Genomic DNA, 23120 nt, shown 5'->3' on the forward strand with positions numbered 1-23120 from the left:
GGCACATCCCGATGATTCGCTCACTGCGCTGGAAGGGCGCCGCCTTCACGGTGCCCTTCCAGCTCGGCTTCGTCTTCCTCTATCTGCTGCCGATCGGGTACGCCGTCTACCAGTCGCTGTATCGCTCGCAGTCCTCCGGGCTTGGCCTGGGCGGCACCACCGACGAGTTCTCCGGCCTCGACAACTACCAACAGGGCCTGACGGACCCGAAGTTCATGGGTTCCGTGCTGCGGGTGGTGCTGTTCGCCTTCGTGCAGATCCCGGTCATGCTGGTGATCAGCCTGGTGCTGGCGCTGTTCCTGGACGCGCTCACGGCCAAGGCGGCCGGCCGGTTCCGGGTCATGCTGCTGGTTCCGTACATGATCCCGGGTGTGGTCGCCGCGCTCGTCTGGATCAACCTCTACAGCCCGGACGTCGGCCCGCTCACCCCGCTCGGCGACCTGTTCGGGTTCGACTGGAACTTCTTCGCGCCGTCGATGGTGTGGCCGTCCATCGGCAACCTGCTGACCTGGCACGGCATCGGCTACAACATGGTGATCATCTACGCGGCGCTGCAAGGTGTCCCGCGTGAGCTGTTCGAGGCCGCGCGGTTGGACGGCGCGACCGAGTGGCGGATCGCGACGAGCATCAAGATCCCGTTCGTACGGGGGGCGTTGGTGCTGACGGGCATGCTCTCGATCATCCAGATGCTGCAGATCTTCAACGAGCCCGCGCTGTTCCGGAACATCACCCCGCAGACGGTCGACGACAGCTTCACGCCCATCATGATCATCTACAACCAGGCGTTCAACGCCGGCAACTACCACTACGCCGCCGCCCTGTCGGTCCTGCTCGCCCTCATCCTCGGCGTCGCCTCCTTCCTCTTCTACCGGCTGACCTCGAAGGAGACCGACTGATGGCCACCACCGCGACGACCACTACCGCCGACTCCTCTAAGGGGTCTCCGGCTCCTTCGGCCCGGCGCCTCAACCGGCCTGATCCCAGGGCGCGTTCGCGTGGCGGTCAGCGGTTCGTGCTGGTCGGTCTTGTACTGGCCAGCGCGTACAGCCTGTTCCCGGTGTACTGGCTGATCATCGCCGCCACCAAGGACCGTACGGGCCTCTACCAGTCCAATGGCCTGTGGTTCTCCGGCTGGCACCTCTGGGACAACCTGCAGCAGGTGTTCACCTACGAGGACGGCATCTTCCTTCGCTGGACGGCCAACTCGTTCCTGTACGCCGGTGTCGGCTCCCTCGGCGGCACGCTGATCGCCCTCGCGACCGGCTACGGCCTGGCCCGCTTCGACTTCCCCGGGCGCGGTGCGGTGTTCGCGGCCGTGGTGGGCTCGTTCCTGATCCCGATCGCGCTGCTCACGCTGCCGCTGTATCTGCTGTTCTCGGAGATCGGGCTGGTCGACACCCCGTGGGCGATGCTGATCCCCTGCCTGATCAACCCGTTCAGCGTGTATCTCGCCAAGGTGTACGTCGAGGCGACGATCCCCTTCGAACTCCTGGAGGCGGCGCGGATCGACGGCGCCGGCGAGCTGCGCATCTTCTTCAGCATCGTGCTGCGGATGATGACGACGGGCGGCGCGACCGTCTTCCTGCTGGCGTTCGTGAACACCTGGAACGCCTTCTTCCTGCCCCTGACCGTCCTGCGCGGTGAGGAGAACTGGACGCTCAACCTGGGCCTGTACAACTGGTCCGGGAAGCGTGCGGAGTCCGGCGTCGACCTCACGAGCCTGGTCCTGACCGGTGCGCTGCTCTCCATCGTCCCGATGGCGATCATGATGGTGGCGATGCGTCGGTACTGGCGTACCGGTGTCACCATGGGGGCCCTCAAGTGAGCCTGGTCGAGGGTCACTTGAGGCCGCCACATCTGTCTACGCGTTCCTCTACTTGTTCGTCTTCGGCAGGCCCGGCGGGTTGATCTCCGACTTGGTCACGGCCTCGTCGGACAGGCCCCAGCGCTCCAGCACCTTGCCGTACGTGCCGTTCTCGATGATCTCGTCGATCGCGCCGGCCAGCGCCTTGACCAGGCCGCTGTCCTTCTTGGTGGTGGCCGCGATCAGGCCCTGGAGGGTGGAACCGGCGCCGGAGTAGGTGCCCACGACCTCTGTCTTCCCGGAGACGGCCGCGTGGTAGGCGGCGGTCGGGTTGGGGCCGAGGTAGAGGTCGATACGGCCGGACTGGAGGGCAAGGTAGGTGTCGCTGTCATTCTGGTAGTACTTGATGTCCACCGGCTTGAGGCCGGCCTTCTCGTCCTCCTTGCTCCACTCGATGAGCAGCTTCTCCTGGTTGGTGCCGCTGCCCACGGCGATGGTCTTGCCCGCCACGTCCTTGGGCCCGGTGATGTTCAGACCGCTGCCCTTCTTCGCCTCGAAGCCGAGGTTGTCCTCGCGGTAGGTGGCGAAGTCGTACTTCTCCTTGCGCTCTTCGGTGACGGTGATGTTGCTGAAGCCGACGTCGTACTTGGCGCTGTCGAGGCCGACGAAGATGTTCTCCCAGGAGACGGTGTTGAAGTCCGGCTTGAGGCCGAGCACTTCGGAGACGAGGTAGGCGAGGTCGGACTCGACGCCGATCCGGGTCTTGTTGTCGGTGGCGTAGAAGCCCAACGGCGCCGCGCTGCCTGAGGAGTAGACGATCTCCAGGGTCCCTCTCTCCCTTGTCTTCGCCGGGAGTTCGGCGGCTATGGAGTCGACCTTCTCGGTGGTGACACGGTTCTGGTCGGGGCTCAGGTTGATCTTCGTGCCGCTGCCTGCGCCCTTCGTGGCCGCGACCTCGGTGGTCCCGCCGTCCGAGGGGTTCGAGCAGGCGGCGAGGACCAGTGCGGAGACGAGGCCCAGGGCGGCTGCGGTGGATCGGCGGGCGAGGGTGTTGGTCACGGTCGTACTCCCTGGATGGGATATTCGGCGTATTCCGGATACCGGGTAAGGGTGGTCAGAGGACCTTGGAGAGGAACGCGCGCGTTCTTTCGTGCTGCGGGGCGTCCAGGACCGCTGTGGGCGTGCCCTGTTCGACGACGAGTCCGCCGTCCATGAACACCACGGTGTCGGCGACCTCGCGGGCGAAGCCGATCTCGTGGGTCACGACGATCATGGTGGTGCCGGTGCTGGCCAAGTCCTTGATGACGTCGAGGACTTCACCGACCAGTTCCGGGTCGAGGGCCGAGGTGGGCTCGTCGAAGAGGAGCACCTTGGGTTCGAGGGCGAGTGCGCGGGCGATGGCGACGCGCTGCTGCTGGCCGCCGGACAACTGCCGTGGATAGGCGGCCTTCTTGTCCGTCAGACCGACCCGTTCGAGGAGTCGTTCGGCCGTGGCGACGGCCTCCTTGCGCGGGCGGCGCAGCGCGGAGACGGGTGCCTCGACGAGGTTCTCCAGCACGGTGAGGTGCGGGAAGAGGTTGAAGTTCTGGAAGACGAACCCGATGTGGGTGCGCTGCTTCAGTACGTCCTTCTCGCGCAGCTCGTGCAGCTTGTCGCCGGAGCGGCGGTAGCCGATCAGCTCGCCGTCGATGCTGATCCAGCCCTGGTTGACCTTCTCCAGGTGGTTGATCGTGCGCAGCAGGGTGGACTTGCCCGAGCCGGACGGGCCGAGGATCACGGTGACCTCACCGGCCCTGACCTGGAGGTCGACGCCGCGCAGCACCTCCAGCGGGCCGAAGCTCTTGTGGACACCCCGGACGTCCACCATCACGTCGTTCACCTGGCTCGCCTGGCTCACCTCACTCATCGACTGCCTCCTGCGGATACGACGGGCTGGGTGCGCTGGGCCGCCGCGGTGCGCAGGTCGCGTACGAAGCGCCGTACGCGTTGGAGCGGGGTGGGCGGCGGGGTGCGGTTGGCGCCCCGGGCGTAGCGGCGCTCCACGTAGTACTGGGCGACCGTGAGCAGGGAGGTCAGTACGACGTACCAGGCGGTCGCGACGAGCAGCAGCGGGATCACCCGGCCGTTGCGGCCGTAGATCACCTGGACCTGGTAGAAGAGTTCGCCGATCGCCATCACGTACACCACCGAGGTGCCCTTGAGCAGGCCGACGATCTCGTTGCCGGCCGTGGGGAGGATGGCGCGCATGGCCTGCGGGAGCACGATCCGCCGGATCTGCCGCAGCCGGGGGATGCCCAGCGCGGCGGCGGCCTCCAGCTGGCCCTGGTCGACCGCGATGACCCCGCCCCGGACGATCTCTGCGGCGTACGCGGCCTGGTGCAGCGTCAGTCCGATGATGGCGGCGCCGATCGTGCCGATCAGGGTGTTGCTGTCGACGGACCAGAACACCGGGCCGAAGGGGATGCCGACGCCCAACCTCTCGTACAGCGCACCGAGGTTGAACCAGAACACCAGCTGGACGATCATCGGGATCGACCGGAAGATCCAGATGTAGGTCCAGGCGACGGTTTGGAGCACTGGGCTCCGCGACAGCCGCATGAAGGCGAGTACGGCGCCTAGGAGGAAGCCCAACACCGTTGCGTAGGCGGTGAGTTGGAGGGTCACGCCGACTGCCTGGACGATTGTCTCGGAGAGTACGTAGTCGGCGAAGACGTTCCATTCCCAGACGGGGTTGGTGATCAGGCCGTGTGTGAACTGGGCGGCCAGGACGATCACTGCGGCTGCTGCTGCCCAGCGGGCGTAGTGGCGTACGGGGATGACTTTTAGAGAGGCGGGGTCCTCCGGACGGGGCGAGGTTGACGAGGTCTCGGTGTCCCCGGGTGGTGCTGCGGAGTCGGTGGTGAGGCCCATGGTGGGGTTCCTGTCCGGGGTTGAAGGTGAGGTGAAGGTCGAGGGGTGAGGGGTGGTTGGGGCTTGGTTGTTGGCTGCGGGCCCGTGGGGGCTTGTCGCGCAGTTCCCCGCGCCCCTATCGGGGCGCTCGCGCGCACCCTCATCCGGTGGGCTCAGGGAGCCAGGCGTGCCGGCAGGTGTTTTTCGAAGGGGAGTTTGCCGATCGTTTCCGGGTCGGCTCTTGTGTCGAAGAGGGGGGTGTAGCCGGTCGTCAGGTAGAGGGCTCGGGCCTCGGGCTGGCGGGGGCCTGTCGTGAGGTAGATGCGGTGGTAGCCGCGGGTGCTTGCCTCGTGTTCCAGTTCCTCCACTACCCTGCGGGCCAGGCCTCGGCGGCGGTGGGCGGAGTGCGTCCAGATGCGTTTCAGCTCCGCCGTGTTCGTGTCGTATCTGCGGAATGCGCCGCCTGCTACCGGCTCGCCGCGCTCCAGGAGGAGGAGCAGGACTCCGCCGTACGCTGCCGTGAACTCCTCGTCGGGGTAGCGGGCCAGTTCGGCGTGGGCGTCCTTGCCGTAGCGGGTGGAGTACTCGTCGCCGAGTTCGCGCAGGAGTGGGGCTACTAGGGGGTCCGCCACAGTGACCTGACCTATCGTCAAGTTGCTTGCCGACAGCTGCGGTTGTGCGACGGACGTCATCCGTTCACCGCCGGTGCCAGTACCCGCGTACCCCGTGCCGCTCGTTCCGCGTCGCGCTTGGCGACCTCCTCGCGGACGATCGGGATGACGTGGCGGCCGAAGTCGATGGCGTCGCCCAGCAGGTCGTAGCCGCGGGCGGAGAGGATGTCGACGCCGAGGTCGTAGTAGTCGAGGAGGGCCCGGGCCACGGTCTCGGGGGTGCCGACCAGGGCGTTGGAGTTGCCCGCGCCTCCGGTGGCTGCGGCGGTCGGGGTCCACAGGGCTCGGTCGTAGCGTTCGCCGGCCTCGGCTATGGCGATCAGGCGCTGCGAGCCCGAATTCTGGGGCTGGGCATCGCCGTTGTGGCGCTTGCTGATCGACTCGCCCCGCTCCTTGCGGGCGTTGATCGTGCCGACCGTGCGGTGGGCCTTCTCCCAGGCCAGTTCCTCGGTCGGGGCGATGATCGGGCGGAAGGCCACCTGGATGCGGGGGACGTCGGTGCGGCCCGCTGCCTTGGCGGCGGCCTTCACGGCCTCGATCTGCTCGGCGGTCTTCTCCAGGGGCTCGCCCCAGAGGCAGTAGATGTCGGCCTCGGCGCCCCCGGCCTCGTACGCGGCGGGTGAGGAGCCGCCGAACGAGACGTTCGGGCGCGGCTGTTGGACCGGGAAGACATCGCTGACGAAGTCGTGGAAGCGGTAGTGGTCGCCCTCGTGGTCGAAGGACTCGTGGGTGGTCCAGATCTTCTTGACGATCCGGATGTACTCCCGGGTGCGCGCGTACCGCTCGTCCTTGGTGAGGGTGTCGCCCTCGCGGCCCTGCTCCTGGTCGTTGCCGCCGGTGATGAAGTGGACGGTCAGCCGGCCCTCGCTGATCTGGTCGAGGGTGGCGAACGTCTTGGCGGCGAAGGTCGGGTAGGAGACGTTGGGACGGTGGGCGAGCAGGATCTGGAGGCGGTCCAGCTTGCTCGCGATGTACGCGGCGGCGGGCGCGGGATCCGGCGACCCGGAGCCGTAGGCGAACAGCACCCGGTCCCAGCCGTGGTCCTCGTGCGCCCGGGCGAGCCGGAGCGTGTAGTCCCTGTCGAAGGCGGCGCCGGAGCGCGGGGTGGTCTCGGAGCCGTCGTTGGTCGCGGCGATGCCAAGGAATTCCACGGGCATGGGAACGGCCTTTCTCGGGTCCCCCGGAGACGTCGACGCAGGCGGGCCCCGCACACGGGCAGAACGGAACAGCCCTGCGTACGGCCGCACTTGACGACGCGTCAGGAAAGGGGGAGACACACGGGAACGAAGGAGAGCGAAGGAAGAAGAGGAGAGAGGAGGCCGGTCAGACGGCCCACTGCCGAGTCAGGCGCGACACGCGGCGGAGCACACTCGACAGAGGTCGATGTGGCCGCGCGTAACCAAGCGCTGCTGCTGGGCATCCATGCGGACAATTGAGCAGTACGGCTCGCCATCCGTCAACCACTGCCCGGATGCCGGACAACTGGACCAGATCTTGGGACGGGTCACGGCAGGGGCTGTTCGGTCCAGATGATTTTGCCGTCGGCCGTGTAGCGGGTGCCCCAGCGTTCGGTGAGCTGGGCGACGAGGAACAGGCCCCGGCCGCCCTCGTCCTCGGTGCGGGCGCGGCGCAGTCGCGGTGAGGTGCTGCTGCCGTCGAAGACCTCGCAGATCAGCGCGCGGTCGCGAAGCAGCCGGAGGTGGACCGGGCCGGTGGCGTGGCGGAGGGCGTTGGTGATCAGTTCGCTGGCCACGAGTTCGGTGGTGAAGGCCAGTTCGTCCAGGCCCCAGGCGGTGAGCTGGTCGATGACGGCCGCGCGGGCGTGGGACACGAACGCCGGGTCGCGCGGCACCGGCCACTGGGCGACCTGGTCAGGACCCAGCGCGTGGGTACGGGCGACCAGCAGGGCCACGTCGTCGCTCGGCCGGGCGGGCAGCAGGGCGTCGAGGACGGCCTCGCAGGTGTCCTCCGGTGCCCGGCCGACGCAGGCCAGGACGGTACGGAGCCGGTCCAGGCCGACGTCGATGTCCCGGAGCCGGTCCTCGATCAACCCGTCGGTGTAGAGCACCAGTTGGCTGCCCTCGGCCAGTTCGAGATCGACCGTCTCGAACGGTGTCCCGCCGAGCCCGAGCGGCGGTCCCGGCGGCAGGTCGACGAAGTCCACGGTGCCGTCGGGGCCGACGACCGCGGGGACCGGGTGCCCGGCGCGGGTGAGGGTGCAGCGCCGGGACACCGGGTCGTAGACGGCGTAGAGGCAGGTCGCGCCGATGATGCCCGAGTCCTGGTGGGTGTTCTCGACGGCCCAGCCCTCGCCCCGGTCCAGTCGGCCGACCAAGTCGTCGAGGTGGGTGAGGAGTTCGTCGGGGGCCAGGTCCAGCGCGCAGAAGTTGTGCACGGCGGTGCGCAGCCGGCCCATCGTCGCGGCGGCGTGCAGCCCGTGCCCGACGACGTCGCCGACGACCAGCGCGACACGCGCGCCGGACAGCGGGATGACGTCGAACCAGTCTCCGCCGACCCCGGCCTGCGCGGGCAGATAGCGGTAGGCGACCTCGACGGCGTTCTGCTGGGACCGGCCCCGGGGCAGCAGACTGCGCTGGAGGGCGAGCGCGGTGTTGCGTTCGCGGGTGTAGCGGCGGGCGTTGTCGACGCAGATCGCCGCGCGTCCGGCGAGTTCCTGGGCCAGGGACAGGTCGTCGTTCTCGAAGGGCTCGGGCCGTTCGGAGCGGTAGAAGCAGACCGAGCCGAGCGTCGTGCCGCGGGCGCGCAGCGGCATGGTGATGAGGGAGTGGATGCCCGCCCGGAGCACCCGCTCGCCCCGCACCGGATCCTGCGCGATCCAGCCGCCGTCGACGGTCAGCGTCGGTTCGAGGACGGGCTTGCGGCTCTCCAGGGCGCGGGCCTGGGGTGTGGAGGCGACGTACCGGACCTCGTCGCCGACCCCGTACAGCCAGGATTCGTCGTGCACGGCGCCCAGCGCGACCCGGCGCAGCGGGATGTCCGCGCCGAGGTGCCCCGGTTCCTCGCCCCGCAGCACGGAGTCGGGCAGGTCGACGGCGGCGAAGTCGGCGAAGCGGGGGACGGCGACCTGCGTGAGTTCCTCGGCGGTGCGGGTGACGTCCAGGGTGGTGCCGATCCGGACGCCGGCGTCGTGCAGCAGCTCCAGCCGTCGGCGGGCCAGTACGGCGAGCCGCCCGACGCCGGGTTCGCCGACAAGGAGCAGCCATGCGTCGGTGTCGGTGGGTTCCGGCGCCGGGGGCGCATCGGGGACCGCGCGCAGGACGACGGGGGGCTTTCGGGCCGGCTGCGGCACGGGCGGGACATCCACGGCCGGGGTGTGGCGCAGGCGCGGGCCGCCGAGGACCCGGGCCTCGACGACCACTCCCGTCTCGCCCGCCGCACCCTCGACCTGGCGGCGCAGGAGCGTGGCGGTACGGCCGCCGGACAGCACGACCTCGTCGAGGGTGCGGTGCGGGGCAGCGATCAGGGCTTCGGCCTTCTCGCGCAGGACCGCCAGGTCGATCGGGCCGAGGACGACGCCGTCGGGGACGGCTCCTTGGTTCGCGGTCAGGTGGAGCGACTGGGCCTGGGACGGGTCATGGGGCTCGGACGGATCGTGGAGCTGGGACGGATCGTAGGGCTGGGACGGATCGTGGAGCTGAGGCGGCCATTCGCTCGCCTGCGTACCGCGCGTGCCGTGCAGCCCGTGAATGCCGTGCGTGCCATGCGTGCCGTGGTCGGCCCGGCGGTACGCGGTGAGGAGCGCCCGCTCCCGCTCCGTGGCCTGTTCCAGCAGCCGCGTCTCGATGTCGCGGACGGCTTCCCGGACGAGCCGCATCATCGCGGGGTCGCCGTCGTCGTGCAGCGAGGTCAGGTCGAGGACGGCCTCGATACGGCCGCTCAGCGGGTTGCGGATCGGGGCGCCCGCGCAGGCGAACGGTTGCAGACAGTCGGCGAAGTGCTCACGGCCGGCGACATAGACGGGGCTGCGCCCGGCGAGGGCGGTGCCGACACCGTTCGTCCCCGCGGCCCGTTCGGAGGCGTCGAAACCGGGGGCGAAGCTGACGCCGTCGAGGCGGTCGCGGAGCTTGCGGTCGCCGCCGTAGCGCTCGACCATCCTGGCCTGCGCGTCGCAGAGCGCGACGGTCGTGTTCAGCTCGGCGAGCGATGAGGTGAGACGCTGGAGGACGGGCTCGGCAGCATGCAGGAACAGGTGGTCGAGCGCCAGGTCGGGGGCGTACGGGATCAGCAGCCGGTCCGGTTCGACCCCCGCGTACCGGCACCGCTTCCACGAGTCGAGCACCGGGTCCCGGACATCGGAATCGACCCGCGCACCCGCCAGGAACCGCTCATGGGCGTCTACCAACCCACCGATGGCGTCCCAGGCGACGGACAACGGGATCACTTCCCTCAGCCGTTCTCCACTGTAGTCCTCGCAACCTCCTTGTGGTACGGATCACAGCGGGATCAAGCCTCACGCCCGGCTCCCGACTCCTCACGCCCGAGGCCGGAAGTACGCCCCCGTCGACTCCTCCCCGGTGACCGTGGCCACGCAGCGCATGACGCGCAGTCCGTCGGCGTACTGGGTCGCCGTGGGCGGGAGTACGTCGATGGTCCAGCGGGAGGAGTCGATCTTGAGCCCGTCCGCCTGCCTGGACTCGGCGAGGACCTTGCGGGAGCAGAGTTCGCGTACGTCGGGGTGCTTGATCAGTTCCTTCTGGTTGTTGGTCATCCCGTCGGACGGGAGCGGGGCTATCGCGAAGGTCTCCCACAGGTGCGACACCAGACAGTCGGAGCGGTTCACGCTGACGATGCCGACGTCGACGACCATGCCGCTCCAGCATTCGGCGGTCGTGGTGCAGCGGCCTCCCAGTCCCTCGACACCGGCCGCCGGGCAGTCCTCGGTCGTCGTCGGTACACCGAATCCGGCGTTCGCTGCCTGGGCCGACGCGCTCGCCCCGCCCGTACCGGAGGCGGAGGCGGAGGGTCCGGCAGTGGACGCCTCGGAGGTCGACGGCGGCAGGTACTGGTACGCCACCGTCCCGCCCGTACCGACGACGACCACCCCCACGGCCACGACGGACACCCGCAGCCGCCCCTTCTTCTTGCGCGCGGCGGAAGCGGACTCCGGGACGGTGGGCGGGGCGGCGGGCTGCGGGACCGTGGGGGCAGAGGTGCGCGTGGGGGTGAAGGCGAGGGTGGGAGCGAAGGTGGGGGTGCGGGGGCCCGGGGCATCCTCCACCAGGTCTACGGCGGCCAGCGCGTCCCGCAGCGCCGCCGCGCTCGGGAGACGGTCGGCCGGGTCCGGGGCCATGGCGTGGCGGAGTACCTCGGTGAGGCGTGGGCTCACTCCGGGGAGGTCCGGCAGGGGCCAGGTGTGCCGGACGATGACCTCGGCGATACCGAGGCTGCCCTCCGCCGGGAAGTGCGGGGGCCTGCCGTGGACGAGGGCGTAGATCGTGGCGGCGAGGGAGTAGACGTCCCCGGCGGGCGTGGGCTCGGCCAGCCGGAACGCCTCCGGCGGGGCGAACGCGGGCGTCAACGCCTCCCGGGTGACCGACAGTTCCTGCCCGGGGCGGGGCATCGCGGCCAGCCCGAAGTCGGCGAGGCCGACATTGCCGTACCGGTCGATCATGATGTTGCCGGGCTTGATGTCGCGGTGCAGGACGCCGCCGGCGTGGGCCGCGGCCAGCGCGTCGGCGATGCGTACGCCGATGTCCCGGGCCTCGGCGGCCGGGAGCGGGCCCGTTTGGTGGAGGCGGTCGCCGAGCGAACCGCCGGGGCACAGCTCCAGGACCATGTACGGGCGGCCGTTGTCGAGCACACCGGCGTCGTAGACCGCCACCACGTGCGGGTGGCCGGACAGCTGACCGGCCGCCGTGACCTCGCGCAGGAAGCGCTGCCGGTCGCGGTCGGTGGCCAGGACGCGGCTGTCCATCTTGAGGGCGACCTCGCGGCCGACGGCCAGTTGGCGGGCCCGGTACACGGTGGCGAACCCGCCCTGCCCGAGGACCTCGACGACCTCGTAACCGGGCACGCCCGTACGTTCGAACTGCATGCTGCCGTACTCCCCCACCAGCGAGGCGTGTTGAGAGCGATGAGAGTAGTGCACCGGAAAGTCCCGGGCGCTCCCGGCCGGGTCGATGACATGCTGATCGGGTGAGCAGACCGGAGATCGTGATCAGTTTCGCCCCTGAGCTGCGGCTTTTCGTCCCGGCCGAGCGGCGTGCGGGGCGTACGACCGTGGTCACCGACGGGTCGTCCTCGCTCGGGCACGTGGTGGAGTCGCTGGGCGTGCCGCTCACCGAGGCCGGGCGGCTGCTGGTCGACGGCCGGGAAATGCCGGTGTCCCATGTGCCGGTCGCGGGCGAGACGGTGGAGGTCGCCGCCGTCGTCCGACCGCAGCGGGTCCCGGGAGCGCCGCTCCGATTCCTGCTCGACGTGCACCTGGGCACGCTCGCCCGCCGGCTGCGGCTGCTCGGCGTCGACGCGGCGTACGAGAGCGAGGACATCGGCGATCCGGCGCTGGCCGCGCTGTCGGCGGCGGAGCGGCGCGTGCTGCTGTCCCGGGACCGGGGTCTGCTGCGGCGCCGGGAGCTGTGGGCGGGCGCGTACGTCTACAGCGACCGTCCGGACGACCAACTCCGGGACGTGCTGGACCGGTTCGCGCCCGCACTCGTCCCCTGGAGCCGGTGCACCGCCTGCAACGGACGGCTGGAGCAGGCCGACAAGGAGACGGTCGGGGAGCGGCTGGAGGACGGGACGCGGCGGACGTACGACGTGTTCGCGCAGTGCGTGGACTGTGAGCGTCTGTACTGGCGGGGCGCGCACCACGCGCGGTTGGAGGCGATCGTCGAGGGGGCGGTGCGGGAGTTCGGCGGGGCGGCGGGGCTGCCGGTGTGAGCACGCGCTGACGTCGCCGGGCGTGGCGGCGTCCGTGTGAGACGGCTCACGATTGAGGCGTCGATCGGTGACGACGGGGGGAGACTCCGTAAATAAAGATGCAGGCATCTTTTGTGTCGCCCGTCCGCCCTCACCCCTTCTGCTCCTGGACACCACCCCGTCACGCGGACTGGGCACGCTCCTGCCGTCCCGCTTGCTTCGCTCTTCATTTCCCCCCGTTCGCCCCGTTCCGCGTGGGCGCCACGCGGAAGGACGACGCGCGCTGTGTCCTCATTGCCGATAGTCCCCATAGCCCCGCCCACCTCAACGGTCCCGCTCCCTCCCCAGGACGCCACGGACCACTCCCCCACCGCTGCCCGACCCCCGCGGTTCCCCGCCGCCCGGCACGCCCGCCGGGTGCTCTGTCTGCTGCCGCTCCTGCTCATCGGGGTGTGGGCGGCCGACAACTGGCGGGTGCTGCACGACGGGGCCCGCCAGCTCACCACCGCCGACCCCGGGTGGCTGGCGATCGGGGCCGCGTTCACGTTCCTGTGCTGGGTCTCCGCCGCCTTCGCCCGGCAGGGGGCGATCCCGGAGCGGCTGCCGCCCGGGCTGCTGCTGGCCTCGCAGTTCGCCGCGGGCGCCGCCAACAACGTCCTGCCGGCCGGCCTGGGCGCCCACGCAGTCACCCTGCGTTTCCTCACCGGCCGCGGCATCCCACTGACCCGCGCCACGGCGTCCCTGGCCCTGTACTCGCTGGTCAAACCGGTAGCGAAGCTCCTGGTGATCCTCGCGCTGCTGGCCACCTTCCCGACGTCGCTGGGCGCCACCGACCTCCTACCGGACAGCGGAACGCTGCTGCCCATCGCCGGGGGCGTAGTCGCAGCCGTGGTCGCCGTGACCCTGATCCTGACCTTCGTACGTCCGCTGCGGCGCCCCCTGCTCGACGGTCTGCGCACCGCCCTGACCGACGCACGGCGGCTGCACACCAGGCCCGTCCGGGTCGCCGCGCTCTGGGGCGGGGCCGCGGGCTTCTCCCTGTGCCAGGCGGCGGTGCTGGCCTGCGTCGGAGCCTCACTGGGGCTGCCGATCGCCTGGCCGGACGTGCTCTTCGCCTACCTCGCCGCGAGCGCCGCGGTCGGCGCCGTCCCCGCGCCGGCCGGGATCGGCCCGGTCGACGCGGCTCTGGTCTTCACACTGGCCGCGCTGGGCGCCCCACTCTCCCTGGCCGCCGCGACCGTCGTCGGATTCCGCGTCCTGACTGTCTGGCTGCCACTGCTGCCGGGGGCACTTGTGCTGACGCTGCTGGTGCGCAACAAGGTGTTGTGAGGCGGCGGGGTGCGGTGGCGCACCCCGGTTTCGTGTCCCACCCAGGTGCGGTGACGCGCCCGGTGCGGTGCCCCGCCGGGGTGCTCTGACCGACCCGGGTGCCGTGGCCCATCCGGCTGTTGTGGCGCCCGGTGCGGTGCAGCACCCCAGTGCGGTGACCCGCCAGGAGGGCGGACCCACCCAGGTGCCATGGCCCACCCCGGTGCAGTGACCCGCCGGGGCGTTCTCACCCACCCCGGGGCGGTGACCCGCCGGGGTGCTTCGCCCCACCCAGGGATGGTGACCCACCCAGGGATAGTGACGCGCCCGGTGTCATGGCGTACGCCGTTCTCAGTCCCGGCGGGCCACCAGGCGGTATGCGTTGGAGACGCCGAGGCGGTGGGAGAGGGGGCGGACGGCGAAGCGGTCCAGCAGGGTGGCCAGGATCAGGGCCGGGACGCCGGCCAGCAGCAGGAGTCCGCGCAGTGTGCGGCGCCAGCCGTTCGGGGGGTGCGGGATCCACGGGAGGTTGTCGCGCGGGGCGGCGTTGTCGAGGGCCAGCCAGATCGCGGCGAGCAGGTCGACGGGGTCGTGCGGCTCGGCGTGCTGTTCCAGGACGACGGTGAAGCCGAGGTCGGTGAGACGTCGGCGGAGATTGTCCACGGGCACGAAGTGCAGATGCTGGGGCTGGAGCCAGGGCAGCCACCAGCGGCCGAGGAGGCGGGCGTACCGGCTGTCCGGGTCCGGAACCTCGATCACGAGGTGACCGCCGGGGCGTACGGCCTGCCGCGCGGCCTCCAGTTCGAGTGGGGGCTCGGTGCTGTGCTCCAGGTAGTGGAACATGCTGACGACGTCGTAACGGGCGGCGAGTTCGGGGGCCAGCTCGGTGAAGCTCCCCCGGTAGCCGCGCTCGACCCGCCCCGCCCGCTCGGCGAGTTCGGCGCCGTCGGTGAAGTCGAGCCCGTCGAAGGTGGTGCCGGTGTGGACACTCCGGGCGGCCTCGCAGAAGTGGCCGTGGCCGGTGCCGACGTCGAGCCAGGTCTTCGGCGCGTCGTCGAAGGGGAGCAGGGACCGGGCCCGCTGCTCGTACATCTTCGTGCGGCCCGCGAAGGTGTTGCCGAGCTGCTTCTCGCCGAGTCCGTCGTAGAAGTCGCGGTAGTAGAACTCCAGCCCGGCGGCGCTGAGTCGGGGGTTCTGGAAGGTGTGCCGGCAGTCCTGGCAGCGGTCGAGCACGAACCGTCCGGGCTTGTGCTGGAGCAGGTCGGTGGTCCGGACGCGCGTCTCCAGGCGGGCCGATCCGCACCAGGGGCAACTGGTGCGCGGGGGTTCGAAGAACCGGTCGAGCCCGAAGGCCAGGTCGGCCTGGTAGGTGGGCCGGAGGGCGGCGACCTGCTCGGTACGGTTCGGCGCGGCCGGTGCTTCGGCCTCGTTTGCCCCGTTGCCCCCGTTGCCCCCGTTACCGACGTTGCCCCCGTTGGCCCCGTGCTCGTCGTCGCTCATACCGTCTCCTTGGCGTGCGCATCAATGGCGAGTTGCTCAAGATGAGTTGCCGCCGCGGAGGCACCCCCGGCGGCCCGGAACGCGGTACGGATCCGGCCCGCCGCGAAGCGGTAGCCGGGCTCGTGCAGTACGGCGTCGATCGCGGCGCCCAGTTTCGGCGCGGTGACCCGCCCGAACCGCACCCGGATGCCCGCCCCGGCCGCCACGACCTGCCCGGCGACCACGGGCTGGTCGTCCCGGATGGGCGCGACTACGAGCGGCACCCCGTGCCAGAGCGCCTCGCACACGGTGTTGTGCCCGGCATGGCAGACGACGGCGTCGACCCGTTCGAGAAGCGGGAGTTGGGGGACGGAGGGCACGATCAGCACGCCCTTGTCCTCCCCCCTGTCCTCCCCCTTGTCCTCCTCGGCACTGTGGATCGCGCCTGCCGGGTCGACGATCACCGTCTGCGTCCGGTCCGCCCGCTCACGTGCGGCGGCCTGACACTCACTCAGGAACCGTGCGCCGACGTCTGTGTTGGCGGTGCCGAGGGTGACGAGGACGGTCGGGCGGGCGGGGTCGAGCCAGTCCCAGGGGAAGCCGGGCGGGGCGGGCCGGTCGGCGACGGACGGGCCGACGTAGCGGATCTGGTCCCCGGTCCGGGCCTCAGGGCCGACGAACTCCGGTGTGCTGAAGGCGAGTACGAGGTGCGGGGAGAACCGTGGATCGGCGCTGTCGGCGGGATTGCCGACCCGGTCCCGGAGCCCGTCGAGCAGCTCGTTCAGCCACTCCTCGACCTTGGGCATGCCGGAGAGTACGTCGGTGAACTCGGCGGAGGTGGTGGCCGAGGTGGCCCAGGGCAGGCCCAGGCGCTCGGCGACGAGGCCTCCGGCCAGGGCCTGTTGGTCGGCGACGACGACGTCCGGCCCGAACTCCCTTACGGCGGCGGCGACTCCGGGGGCCATCTCCTCGGCGAGCGGGGCGAGGAAGCGTTCCCAGAGGAACTTCAGCGCCTCGGGCCCCCGCAGGTCCGGCGGCCGTACGCCGTCACCGGAGCCGGGGACGGGCCCGGCGCACGGGAAGACGGTGGCGTCCGCTCCGGCGAGCCTGCGCACCAGCCCCGGATCGGCACACGCCCAGGCCGACTCGTGCCCACGCGCGGCGAGTTCGGCGGCCACTCCGACAGCCGGGTTGATGTGCCCGACGAGCGGCGGCACGACAAACAGGAACCTGGAACTGGAACGGCTCACCGCGCGTCCGCCCCCGCCAGCTGAACCGGAACCGGAACGGGAGCGACGGAGGCGCTGTGGATGAGCGACAGGATGTGCCCGCCCACGGTTCCCGACGCCTCGACGAGCACCGAGTGTTCGTGCCCCGGTACGACGACGGTCCGGCAGTCGGGCAGCAGGGCCTCCAGCCAGGGCGCGTGCTCGGCGAGGTCGGAGTCACCCCCGTACAGGCCAAGTACCGGGCAGCGTACGGAACTTATCTCGGCCTCGGTCAGGACGCGGCTGGCCGGGATGTCCTGGGCGAGGGTCGTCTCGCGGGCCAGCCGGGCGGCGCCCTTGGCCAACCGGGCGGTGTTCTGGCTGCGGTTGGCGGTGATCCAGGCGATGGCGTCGGCCTCGTTGTGGGCGAGTTCGTGCATGACCCGGCCGAGGATGCCGTCGAGTTTGCCCGCCCAGGCGGCAGTTGCCGGTTCCGACTCGATGAGGGAGACACTGGCGGCGCGCTCGGGATGGCGGGCCGCGTAGCCGAACGCGACTGTCCCGCCGTAGGAGTTGCCGACGAGATGGACCGGGCCGGTCACCTCAAGGTGGTCGAGGAGGGCCTCCAGGTCGTCGATGTTGTCGTCGAGGGTGTAGCCGGTGGCGGGGCGGGTGGAACGGCCGTGGCCGCGCAGGTCGTACATGACGACGTCGATGCCGGAGGCGGCGAACGCCGGTGCCACGGTGAAGTAGTAGCTGGCCAGGCTGTCGGTGAGCAGGCCGTGCACGAGTACGGCGGTGGCCGTGACGGGCCGTTCGCCGCGCGGCCCGATGCGCTGGGCGTGCAGGCGCAGACCGCCCCCGATGTCGACGATCGCCATGGTCAGCCCGCCTCCGCCGCTTTGAGGCTGGCGACGACGTGCTCGACGAGCCGGCCGACGGTGAGTTCGATGATCTCGTCGAACTCCATCCCGGCCAGGAACTCGGCGAAGTTGACCTGGTTGCCGTACTTCTCCTCCAGCAGCCCGGCCAGGGTCACCAGGTCGATGCTCTCCAGCTCCAGGTCACGGTTGAAGGTGGTGTCCATGCGGATCTCGACGTCGTCGAGGCCGTACTCGTCGAGGAGGGTCGCGAGCATGCCCGCGATGTCGGCGAGCACCGCCTCCTCGTCAACGGTCCCGATTTTCTGCCCGTTGAGGCTCATAGCTCCAACTCCCTTTCCTCTTCCGCTGCTTCCACTGCTTCCGCTGTGGCTGATCCGGTCGTCCAGGCCACGACGTACTCCCTCTCCGGCAGTCCGGGAGGGTTGCCGGTCCGCTCGTGGTGCACGGTGTAGGCGGGCGCGAGCCGCCCGGAGACCAGCAACCTGTCGGCGGCCGGTACCTCCCGTACGGCGAAGTCCCTCGGCCTGCCCCCGAATCCGGTGCCCTCCGCCTTCGCGACCGCTTCCTTGGCGGCCCAGAAACGGGTGAACCAGAGCGCCTCGCACTCGCCGGTGGTGGTCGACTGGGCCCGGAGCAGGGCGAGTTCGGCCGGGGAGAGGGCGGTGGCCAGGGTGGAGGCGTCCCGTTCGACGACTTCCTCGATGTCGATGCCGGGTCCGGTGCGGGCGCTGGTGCCGGTGCCGGGGGCGGAATCGGTCCGGCGCGGTCGTACGATCGCCACGCCCGCCTCACCGCAATGGGCGAGCGAGATGTCCAGCGGGGGCAGGGTCCGGCCGTGCAGCCCGGTGACGTACGGCCGCCCGTTCGGGTCGTTGTGCACCCGGATCTCGGCCGGGAACACGTCCCCTTCTCCCTCCCGCTCCCAGAGCCACCGCCGGACGGCGTCCTTGGCCGCGATCCGGCCGAGCAGCCACTGCCGGCGCCCGCGCGGCGCGTGCCGCTCGTACAGCGAACGCTCCTCCCCACCAAGAGAGTTGCGCATGATGAGGTCGCGGGAAGCGAGGTCGGGCCAGCGTTCGTGGAGCAGTACCCAGCTGCCCGGGCGGGCCTCGGAGAGGGTGTTGCGCTCAGGGAAGCGTTCGACGGGCCTGGTCTGCGGGTCGTTGTCGAAGCGCCGGTCCTGCCAGCCGCTGAGTACGGCCCAGACCCGCCCGCCGACGGTGAGTTGAACGTCGGCTTCGAGGACGGTGTCGGTGAGCGAGGTGATCCGTACGAAGCAGTCGACGTCGGTGCCGGGGGTGGGGTGGGGCCCGTAGAACCGCATCTCCCTCATGCCCACCGGGAACACGACCGTCCGCGCGGTGCGTGTCGCCATGATCCAGTACCCGAGGATCTGCCCGACGTTGTCGAGCAGGGACCCGGGCGCGGGCGGGGTGGTGATGACTCCCCGCACATGCGCCTCCCCCATCGCGGTCAGCTCGGTGACCCCCTGGAACGCCGGGCCGTGGAACATCCAGCGCTCGGAGTAGAGCTGGGCGGCGGTGTGGTCGGGGGCGCGTTCGGTGGAGGGGGCGACGGGCCAGGGGGTGGGGTGGGTCGCGGGGTTCGGGTAGGCGGGGGCGAGTTCGACCGTGGCTCGGGCCCGGGGGCCGAAGGAGACGGCGTGGTGGGTGGGGGTTCCGGGGACGGGGGTGACGGTCACGTCCACGTCGAGCGGCGGGGTGGCGGTGAGCCACTGATCGAAACGGGCGTTGTGAACGGCGACGGCTGCTACGGCCCGGGGCCCGGTTCGCGTCCGCTCCGCCGTCTCCGCCGCTTCCATGATGTGCTGCACGATCGTCGTCGCCGGGACCACCGGCCAACGGTCGGCCACATCCGGCCAGCCCGGACGCTGCGGGAAGAAGCAGTGGTCCAGGAGGTACGGCATGGTGTCCGGGGACACATGGACTGTCGTGCGCCAGGAGGGTGGGGCAGCCTCGGTGGGCGGGGGTGGGAGGAGCGGTCGTCCGCCGGGGGTGGCGGACCGAGGGTGCGGGGACGGGGGGAACGGTCGTCCGCCGGGGGCGGCGGACCGGGAGTGCGGGGCCTGGGACAGAGGTGCGGGCGTGTGGGTGCCCTGAGCGGGGTGGGGCGCACCGGCCGGGGTGGGGGTGGCGGGCGGTGCGGACAGCCCGGTTGGCGTGGCGAAGGCTTGTCGGAAGGGCCCGGTGGGTGGGGGGCCTGCCGGGGCAGTGGGGGCGGTGGTCCCGGCTGGGCCGGCGATCCCGGGGGTCCCGGGGATGCCGGGGGTCGGGGGGATCCCAGCAGGCCTGGCGGCCCCGCCAGGCCCGGCAGACCCGCCAGGGCCGACGGCCCCAGCAGTCGCGGGGATTCCGCCGGTCCCAGCAGGGCCCACGGTCGCGGGGATCCCAGCAGGCCCGATGGCCCCGCCAGGCCCGGCGATCCCGACAAATCCGGCGGCCCCGGGGATCCCGGCGGGCCCGCCCGAGCCCCGGGCGGAGCCGTCCGTGTAGGCCGCAGCGGCACCCGGACGGCGACCGGCTGCGCCGATCAGCTCGGCAGCGGTGTCCGCCGTTTCCCGCAGCAGGGCACGGAGTTCGGCGGCGGCAGGGAAGCGGCCCGCGATCGCGTCCAGCGGTGACGTCGGTCCGGCGGTGGCCGGGAGCCCGGCAGCACCGGCTGTTTCCGGAGCGCCCAATGGCCCTGCGGCAGCACGAGTCCGTTGAGTCGGTACCGGCGTCGAGGCGGCGGCCACCGGCGGTGTCAGCCCGGCGGTGCCCGGGAAGCCAGCAGCACCGGACGTCTCCGTGGCCCCCAATGCCCCTGCGGCACGCGTCCGTTGAGCCGGAACCGGCGTCGAGGCCGCGACCGGCGACGGACCGGCGGCCGACAGCGCGGCGGTGACCGAGGGCCGCGCGAGGCTTCGTCCCGGGGTCAGTTCCGCGCGTAGGCCGGTGAGCGTCTGTTCGTCGAGGGAGACGAGGGCGCCGCCCAGGTCAAGCCGGACCGGCGGGCGGGCTGGCCGGTCCCTCCGCACGGGGGTTCCGGCGCCGGCCGGTTCCGTGGAGCGGTCGGAGGGACCGGCGGCGTGGAGGGCGACGTGGGGAGCGGCGGCGTCGCTCATGGCGGGCGACGGCAGCGCCGGTGCCGTCACCCGCCCCGTCACCCACAACGCCGTTGCCACGCGCCGGAGTTGCGCGAGACCGTCGCGGTGCGGGGAGTTGGCGGCCACGACCAGGTGGTCGTGCCCGGACAGCGTGTCGCCGATCAGGGAGCCGAGTTGGCCGGTGCCGACCTGGATGAAGGTCCGGTGTCCGGCCGCGTACATCGCCTCGACCAGCTGCCGGAAGCGCACCGGCTCCAGCAGATGCCGTACGAACAGTTCACGCACCGCCGATTCGCCCGCCGGGAAGGGCGCCGCCGTCGTCCCCGACCAGACCGGAACCGTCGGGGGGTGGAGTCGGAAGCGGTTCGCGGCCTCCTTGATGGGGGCCAGGTAGGGCGCCAACATCGGTGTGTGGAAGCCGGATTGGAAGGGCAGCACCTGGCTGAGCACACCCCTCGCACGGAACGCCCGGACGAACTCCTCGACCGCCGCGTCCGGACCGCACACCATCGACTGGTTCGGCGCGTTGTCGTGCGAGAGCACGATTCCGGCGTCCGCCCAGCCCTCCTCGGCGAGTGCCGTGAGGACCCGTTCGGCGGGTGCGCCGATCGCCCCGAAGGCCAGCCCCGGCACGGTCACGGAGTCGGGGTCGAAGGTCGCCATGAAGGCGCCGACCTCGTCGCCGTCGTACAACCCGGCGGCCGTCATCGCCGTCCATTCGCCGACACTGTGCCCGGCCACCGCGTCCGGGACGACGCCCATACGGCGCAGCGCCCGGTCGAGCAGCAGCCCGACCCCGACGACCCCGAACCCGTGCCGGCCGACGTCCCCGACCTCGGCCCGTTCGTCGCCGGCCGCCAGTACGCCGTCCAGGCCGAAGTGGGCGGCTATGTCGTCGACACGGGGGTCGAAGTCGCCCTCCAGGCCCGGGAAGACGAAGGCCAGGCCTCCCAACTCCCCCTCCTGTCCTGGCTGTTCCGCCCGCAGCGGCTCCGGGCGGAACCAGACGTCGCTACGCCCGTGCCACGCCCGCCCCTTGGCGACCGCCCGGCGCGCCAGCGTGAGCCGCTTCGCGGTCGGGTCGACGATGCCGAGCCTGGTACGCCCGGCCTCTACATGCGTGCGGGTGGCGTCGAGACCGGCGGCGAGTACGGCCGTGTCGTCCGCGTCCAGGAGGGCGGCGAGGCCCTCGGGGGTCTCGGCGGCGAGCAGCAGGACGCGCTCGGGCTCGACGACGGTCACCGACGGCTCGGGCGCCGGCGACACCGAAGCCAATGACACGGGAGCCGGTGACACAGGCGCCGACGGCACGAGGACCGATGAGCCGCGTCCCGACGTCCCGGGGGCCGCCGCCGCACTCCTCGCACGCGCCCCCGGCGCCTCCTCCAGCACCACATGCGCGTTGATCCCGCCGAACCCGAAAGCGTTGACCGCCGCCCGCCGTACGGGCTGCTCGGCCGTTGTCTCCCAGGGCGCCGCCTTGTCCAGCGGGCGGAAACGGGTGGCCGCGAGGGCCGGGTTCGGGTCGTCGCAATGGAGGGTGGGCAGGAGCATGCCGTGGTGGACGGCGAGGGCGGCCTTGACCAGGCCCGCGACCCCGGCGGCGGGCATGGTGTGCCCGATCATCGACTTCACGGAGCCGATCACCGCCGTACCAACACCACCGCCACCGCCACCCGCGCTCCCGCCGTCCCCGTCCTCCCCCGGCCCGAACACCTCGGCCAGCGTAGCCAGTTCGGCCGCGTCTCCGGCGGGTGTCGCCGTGCCGTGGGCCTCCAGGAGGCCGAGCGAGCCGGGCTGGGCGGGGTCGAGTCCGGCGGCCCGCCAGGCCTGGCGTACGGCGTGGGTCTGGCCGCCGGGGTCGGGGTTGACGAGCCCGGCGGCGCGGCCGTCGCTGGCCACGCCGGTGCCCCGGATGACGGCGTAGATCCTGTCTCCGTCGCGCTCGGCGTCCGCGAGGCGCTTGAGGACGACCACGCCGGTGCCCTCACCGATCAGGATGCCGTCGGCGCCCCGGTGGAAGGGGCGGATGCGCTGGCTGGGCGAGAGGGCGCGGAGCTGCGAGAACACGCTCCACAGGGTGATGTCGTGGCAGTGGTGGACCCCGCCCGCCAGCATCAGGTCGCAGCGTCCGGAGGCCAGTTCGTTCACCGCCTGGTCCACCGCGACCAGCGAGGAGGCACAGGCCGCGTCCACCGTGTACGCCGGTCCGCGCAGGTCGAGCCGGTTGGCGACCCGGGAGGCGGCGAGGTTGGGCACGAGCCCGATCGCCGACTCGGGACTGTCTGGACCAAGGCGATCCGTGAACGCCGTACGGACTCGGTCTAGTTGGGCGGAATCCAGGTCCGGCAGCAACTCCCCCAGCGTGCGGACGAGTTGGCCCGCCGTACGGACCCGCTGGTCGAGCCGGACGAGGCCGGGGGTGAGGTAGCCGCCCCGGCCGAGGATCACGCCGATCCGGTGCCGGTCGGGCAGCCAGCCGGTCAAGTCCCCGCTGCCCTCGCCTCCTTGCTGTGTGTCGGCGAGGGCGGCGGCGGCCACGTTGAGGGCGATGAGCTGGTCGGGTTCGGTGCCGGAGACGGAGTTCGGCATGATCCCGAACCGGGTGACCTCCACCTCCGCCAGCTCGTCCACGAACCCGCCACGCCGGCAGTACACCTGGTCGGCGACGGCACGGTCACCGGCGGAGTCCGGCCGGTAGTAGGCGTCCGTGTCCCAACGCCCGTCCGGTACGTCGGTGATGGCGTCCGTACCGGCGAGCAGGTTCCGCCAGTAGGCGTCGAGGTCGGCGGCGCCGGGCAGCAGCACCGACATGCCCACGATCGCCACCGGAGTCGACGTACCGACCGACGTACCGACCGATTCACCTGGTGCTTGACGATCCGTCATGTC

General features: G+C 71.4%; 16 protein-coding genes. 4 read left to right on the plus strand and 12 right to left on the minus strand.

All coding sequences use genetic code 11. The annotated features are described in order from the left end of the window. Positions 1–11 precede the first annotated feature (11 nt). A complete protein-coding gene (locus ACWDR4_RS10115) occupies positions 12–896 on the plus strand; it encodes a carbohydrate ABC transporter permease (RefSeq protein ID WP_450406333.1) in 885 nt (294 codons plus the stop codon). Next, positions 896–1825 (plus strand): carbohydrate ABC transporter permease, encoded by a 930-nt coding sequence (locus tag ACWDR4_RS10120; RefSeq protein WP_450406335.1) that lies wholly within the window; start codon positions 896–898, stop codon positions 1823–1825. The genes ACWDR4_RS10115 and ACWDR4_RS10120 overlap by 1 nt, the downstream gene beginning before the upstream one ends. Positions 1826–1873: 48 nt before the next feature. Here ACWDR4_RS10120 and ACWDR4_RS10125 read toward each other — a convergent pair whose 3' ends face one another. From ACWDR4_RS10125 to ACWDR4_RS10155, 7 genes are all read right to left on the minus strand, one after another. Further along, positions 1874–2863 (minus strand): ABC transporter substrate-binding protein, encoded by a 990-nt coding sequence (locus ACWDR4_RS10125; RefSeq protein ID WP_450406338.1) that lies wholly within the window; start codon positions 2861–2863, stop codon positions 1874–1876. 55 nt (positions 2864–2918) lie between these two features. After that, entirely contained in the window at positions 2919–3710 is a 792-nt protein-coding gene (locus ACWDR4_RS10130) for an amino acid ABC transporter ATP-binding protein (RefSeq protein ID WP_450406341.1), read from the minus strand. After that, entirely contained in the window at positions 3707–4714 is a 1008-nt protein-coding gene (locus ACWDR4_RS10135) for an amino acid ABC transporter permease (RefSeq protein WP_450406344.1), read from the minus strand. Before ACWDR4_RS10135 ends, ACWDR4_RS10130 begins: the two co-directional genes overlap by 4 nt. A 152-nt stretch (positions 4715–4866) precedes the next feature. Next, positions 4867–5385: a GNAT family N-acetyltransferase gene (locus tag ACWDR4_RS10140; RefSeq protein WP_450406347.1), complete on the minus strand. Its 519-nt coding sequence runs from the start codon at positions 5383–5385 to the stop codon at positions 4867–4869. After that, positions 5382–6521: an LLM class flavin-dependent oxidoreductase gene (locus ACWDR4_RS10145; protein WP_450406349.1), complete on the minus strand. Its 1140-nt coding sequence runs from the start codon at positions 6519–6521 to the stop codon at positions 5382–5384. Before ACWDR4_RS10145 ends, ACWDR4_RS10140 begins: the two co-directional genes overlap by 4 nt. A gap of 347 nt (positions 6522–6868) precedes the next feature. Continuing rightward, positions 6869–9766, minus strand: a complete 2898-nt coding sequence (locus ACWDR4_RS10150; protein ID WP_450406350.1) for a SpoIIE family protein phosphatase — start codon at positions 9764–9766, stop codon at positions 6869–6871. Positions 9767–9856: 90 nt separating this feature from the next. Then, complete coding sequence (locus ACWDR4_RS10155; RefSeq protein WP_450406353.1) at positions 9857–11419, minus strand: serine/threonine-protein kinase; 1563 nt, start codon at positions 11417–11419, stop codon at positions 9857–9859. A 101-nt stretch (positions 11420–11520) separates the two neighbouring features. On the opposite strand from ACWDR4_RS10155, the gene ACWDR4_RS10160 reads away from it, so the two are divergent. Then, positions 11521–12264 (plus strand): Mut7-C RNAse domain-containing protein, encoded by a 744-nt coding sequence (locus tag ACWDR4_RS10160; protein ID WP_450406355.1) that lies wholly within the window; start codon positions 11521–11523, stop codon positions 12262–12264. Between the two features lie 264 nt (positions 12265–12528). Next, positions 12529–13572: a lysylphosphatidylglycerol synthase transmembrane domain-containing protein gene (locus ACWDR4_RS10165; RefSeq protein WP_450406357.1), complete on the plus strand. Its 1044-nt coding sequence runs from the start codon at positions 12529–12531 to the stop codon at positions 13570–13572. Between the two features lie 330 nt (positions 13573–13902). On the opposite strand, the gene ACWDR4_RS10170 is transcribed toward ACWDR4_RS10165, so the two are convergent. Genes ACWDR4_RS10170 through ACWDR4_RS10190 form a run of 5 tightly spaced genes read right to left on the minus strand, consistent with a single transcriptional unit; the run spans position 13903 to position 23117 of the window. After that, positions 13903–15051, minus strand: coding sequence for a class I SAM-dependent methyltransferase (locus ACWDR4_RS10170; protein WP_450406360.1), 1149 nt, complete (start codon positions 15049–15051; stop codon positions 13903–13905). Beyond that, the gene (locus tag ACWDR4_RS10175) at positions 15048–16280 is read right to left on the minus strand and encodes a glycosyltransferase (RefSeq protein WP_450406363.1); all 1233 of its coding nucleotides are present in this window, start codon (positions 16278–16280) and stop codon (positions 15048–15050) included. The genes ACWDR4_RS10170 and ACWDR4_RS10175 overlap by 4 nt, the downstream gene beginning before the upstream one ends. Then, positions 16277–17119: an alpha/beta fold hydrolase gene (locus tag ACWDR4_RS10180; protein WP_450406366.1), complete on the minus strand. Its 843-nt coding sequence runs from the start codon at positions 17117–17119 to the stop codon at positions 16277–16279. Before ACWDR4_RS10180 ends, ACWDR4_RS10175 begins: the two co-directional genes overlap by 4 nt. A gap of 2 nt (positions 17120–17121) precedes the next feature. After that, entirely contained in the window at positions 17122–17442 is a 321-nt protein-coding gene (locus ACWDR4_RS10185) for an acyl carrier protein (RefSeq protein WP_450406368.1), read from the minus strand. After that, positions 17439–23117: a beta-ketoacyl synthase N-terminal-like domain-containing protein gene (locus tag ACWDR4_RS10190; RefSeq protein WP_450406371.1), complete on the minus strand. Its 5679-nt coding sequence runs from the start codon at positions 23115–23117 to the stop codon at positions 17439–17441. Before ACWDR4_RS10190 ends, ACWDR4_RS10185 begins: the two co-directional genes overlap by 4 nt. Positions 23118–23120 lie beyond the last annotated feature (3 nt).

It is taken from the genome of Streptomyces sp. NPDC000878, assembly GCF_053599695.1.

What these genes read in the sequence shown, in the direction of transcription:
- ACWDR4_RS10130 (WP_450406341.1), bottom strand. Translation starts at nt 3,710, where the DNA reads ATGAGTGAGGTGAGCCAGGCGAGCCAGGTGAACGACGTGATGGTGGAC.
- ACWDR4_RS10115 (WP_450406333.1), top strand. Translation starts at nt 12, where the DNA reads ATGATTCGCTCACTGCGCTGGAAGGGCGCCGCCTTCACGGTGCCCTTC.
- ACWDR4_RS10135 (WP_450406344.1), bottom strand. Translation starts at nt 4,714, where the DNA reads ATGGGCCTCACCACCGACTCCGCAGCACCACCCGGGGACACCGAGACC.
- ACWDR4_RS10190 (WP_450406371.1), bottom strand. Translation starts at nt 23,117, where the DNA reads ATGACGGATCGTCAAGCACCAGGTGAATCGGTCGGTACGTCGGTCGGT.
- ACWDR4_RS10155 (WP_450406353.1), bottom strand. Translation starts at nt 11,419, where the DNA reads ATGCAGTTCGAACGTACGGGCGTGCCCGGTTACGAGGTCGTCGAGGTC.
- ACWDR4_RS10180 (WP_450406366.1), bottom strand. Translation starts at nt 17,119, where the DNA reads ATGGCGATCGTCGACATCGGGGGCGGTCTGCGCCTGCACGCCCAGCGC.
- ACWDR4_RS10170 (WP_450406360.1), bottom strand. Translation starts at nt 15,051, where the DNA reads ATGAGCGACGACGAGCACGGGGCCAACGGGGGCAACGTCGGTAACGGG.
- ACWDR4_RS10145 (WP_450406349.1), bottom strand. Translation starts at nt 6,521, where the DNA reads ATGCCCGTGGAATTCCTTGGCATCGCCGCGACCAACGACGGCTCCGAG.
- ACWDR4_RS10185 (WP_450406368.1), bottom strand. Translation starts at nt 17,442, where the DNA reads ATGAGCCTCAACGGGCAGAAAATCGGGACCGTTGACGAGGAGGCGGTG.
- ACWDR4_RS10140 (WP_450406347.1), bottom strand. Translation starts at nt 5,385, where the DNA reads ATGACGTCCGTCGCACAACCGCAGCTGTCGGCAAGCAACTTGACGATA.
- ACWDR4_RS10120 (WP_450406335.1), top strand. Translation starts at nt 896, where the DNA reads ATGGCCACCACCGCGACGACCACTACCGCCGACTCCTCTAAGGGGTCT.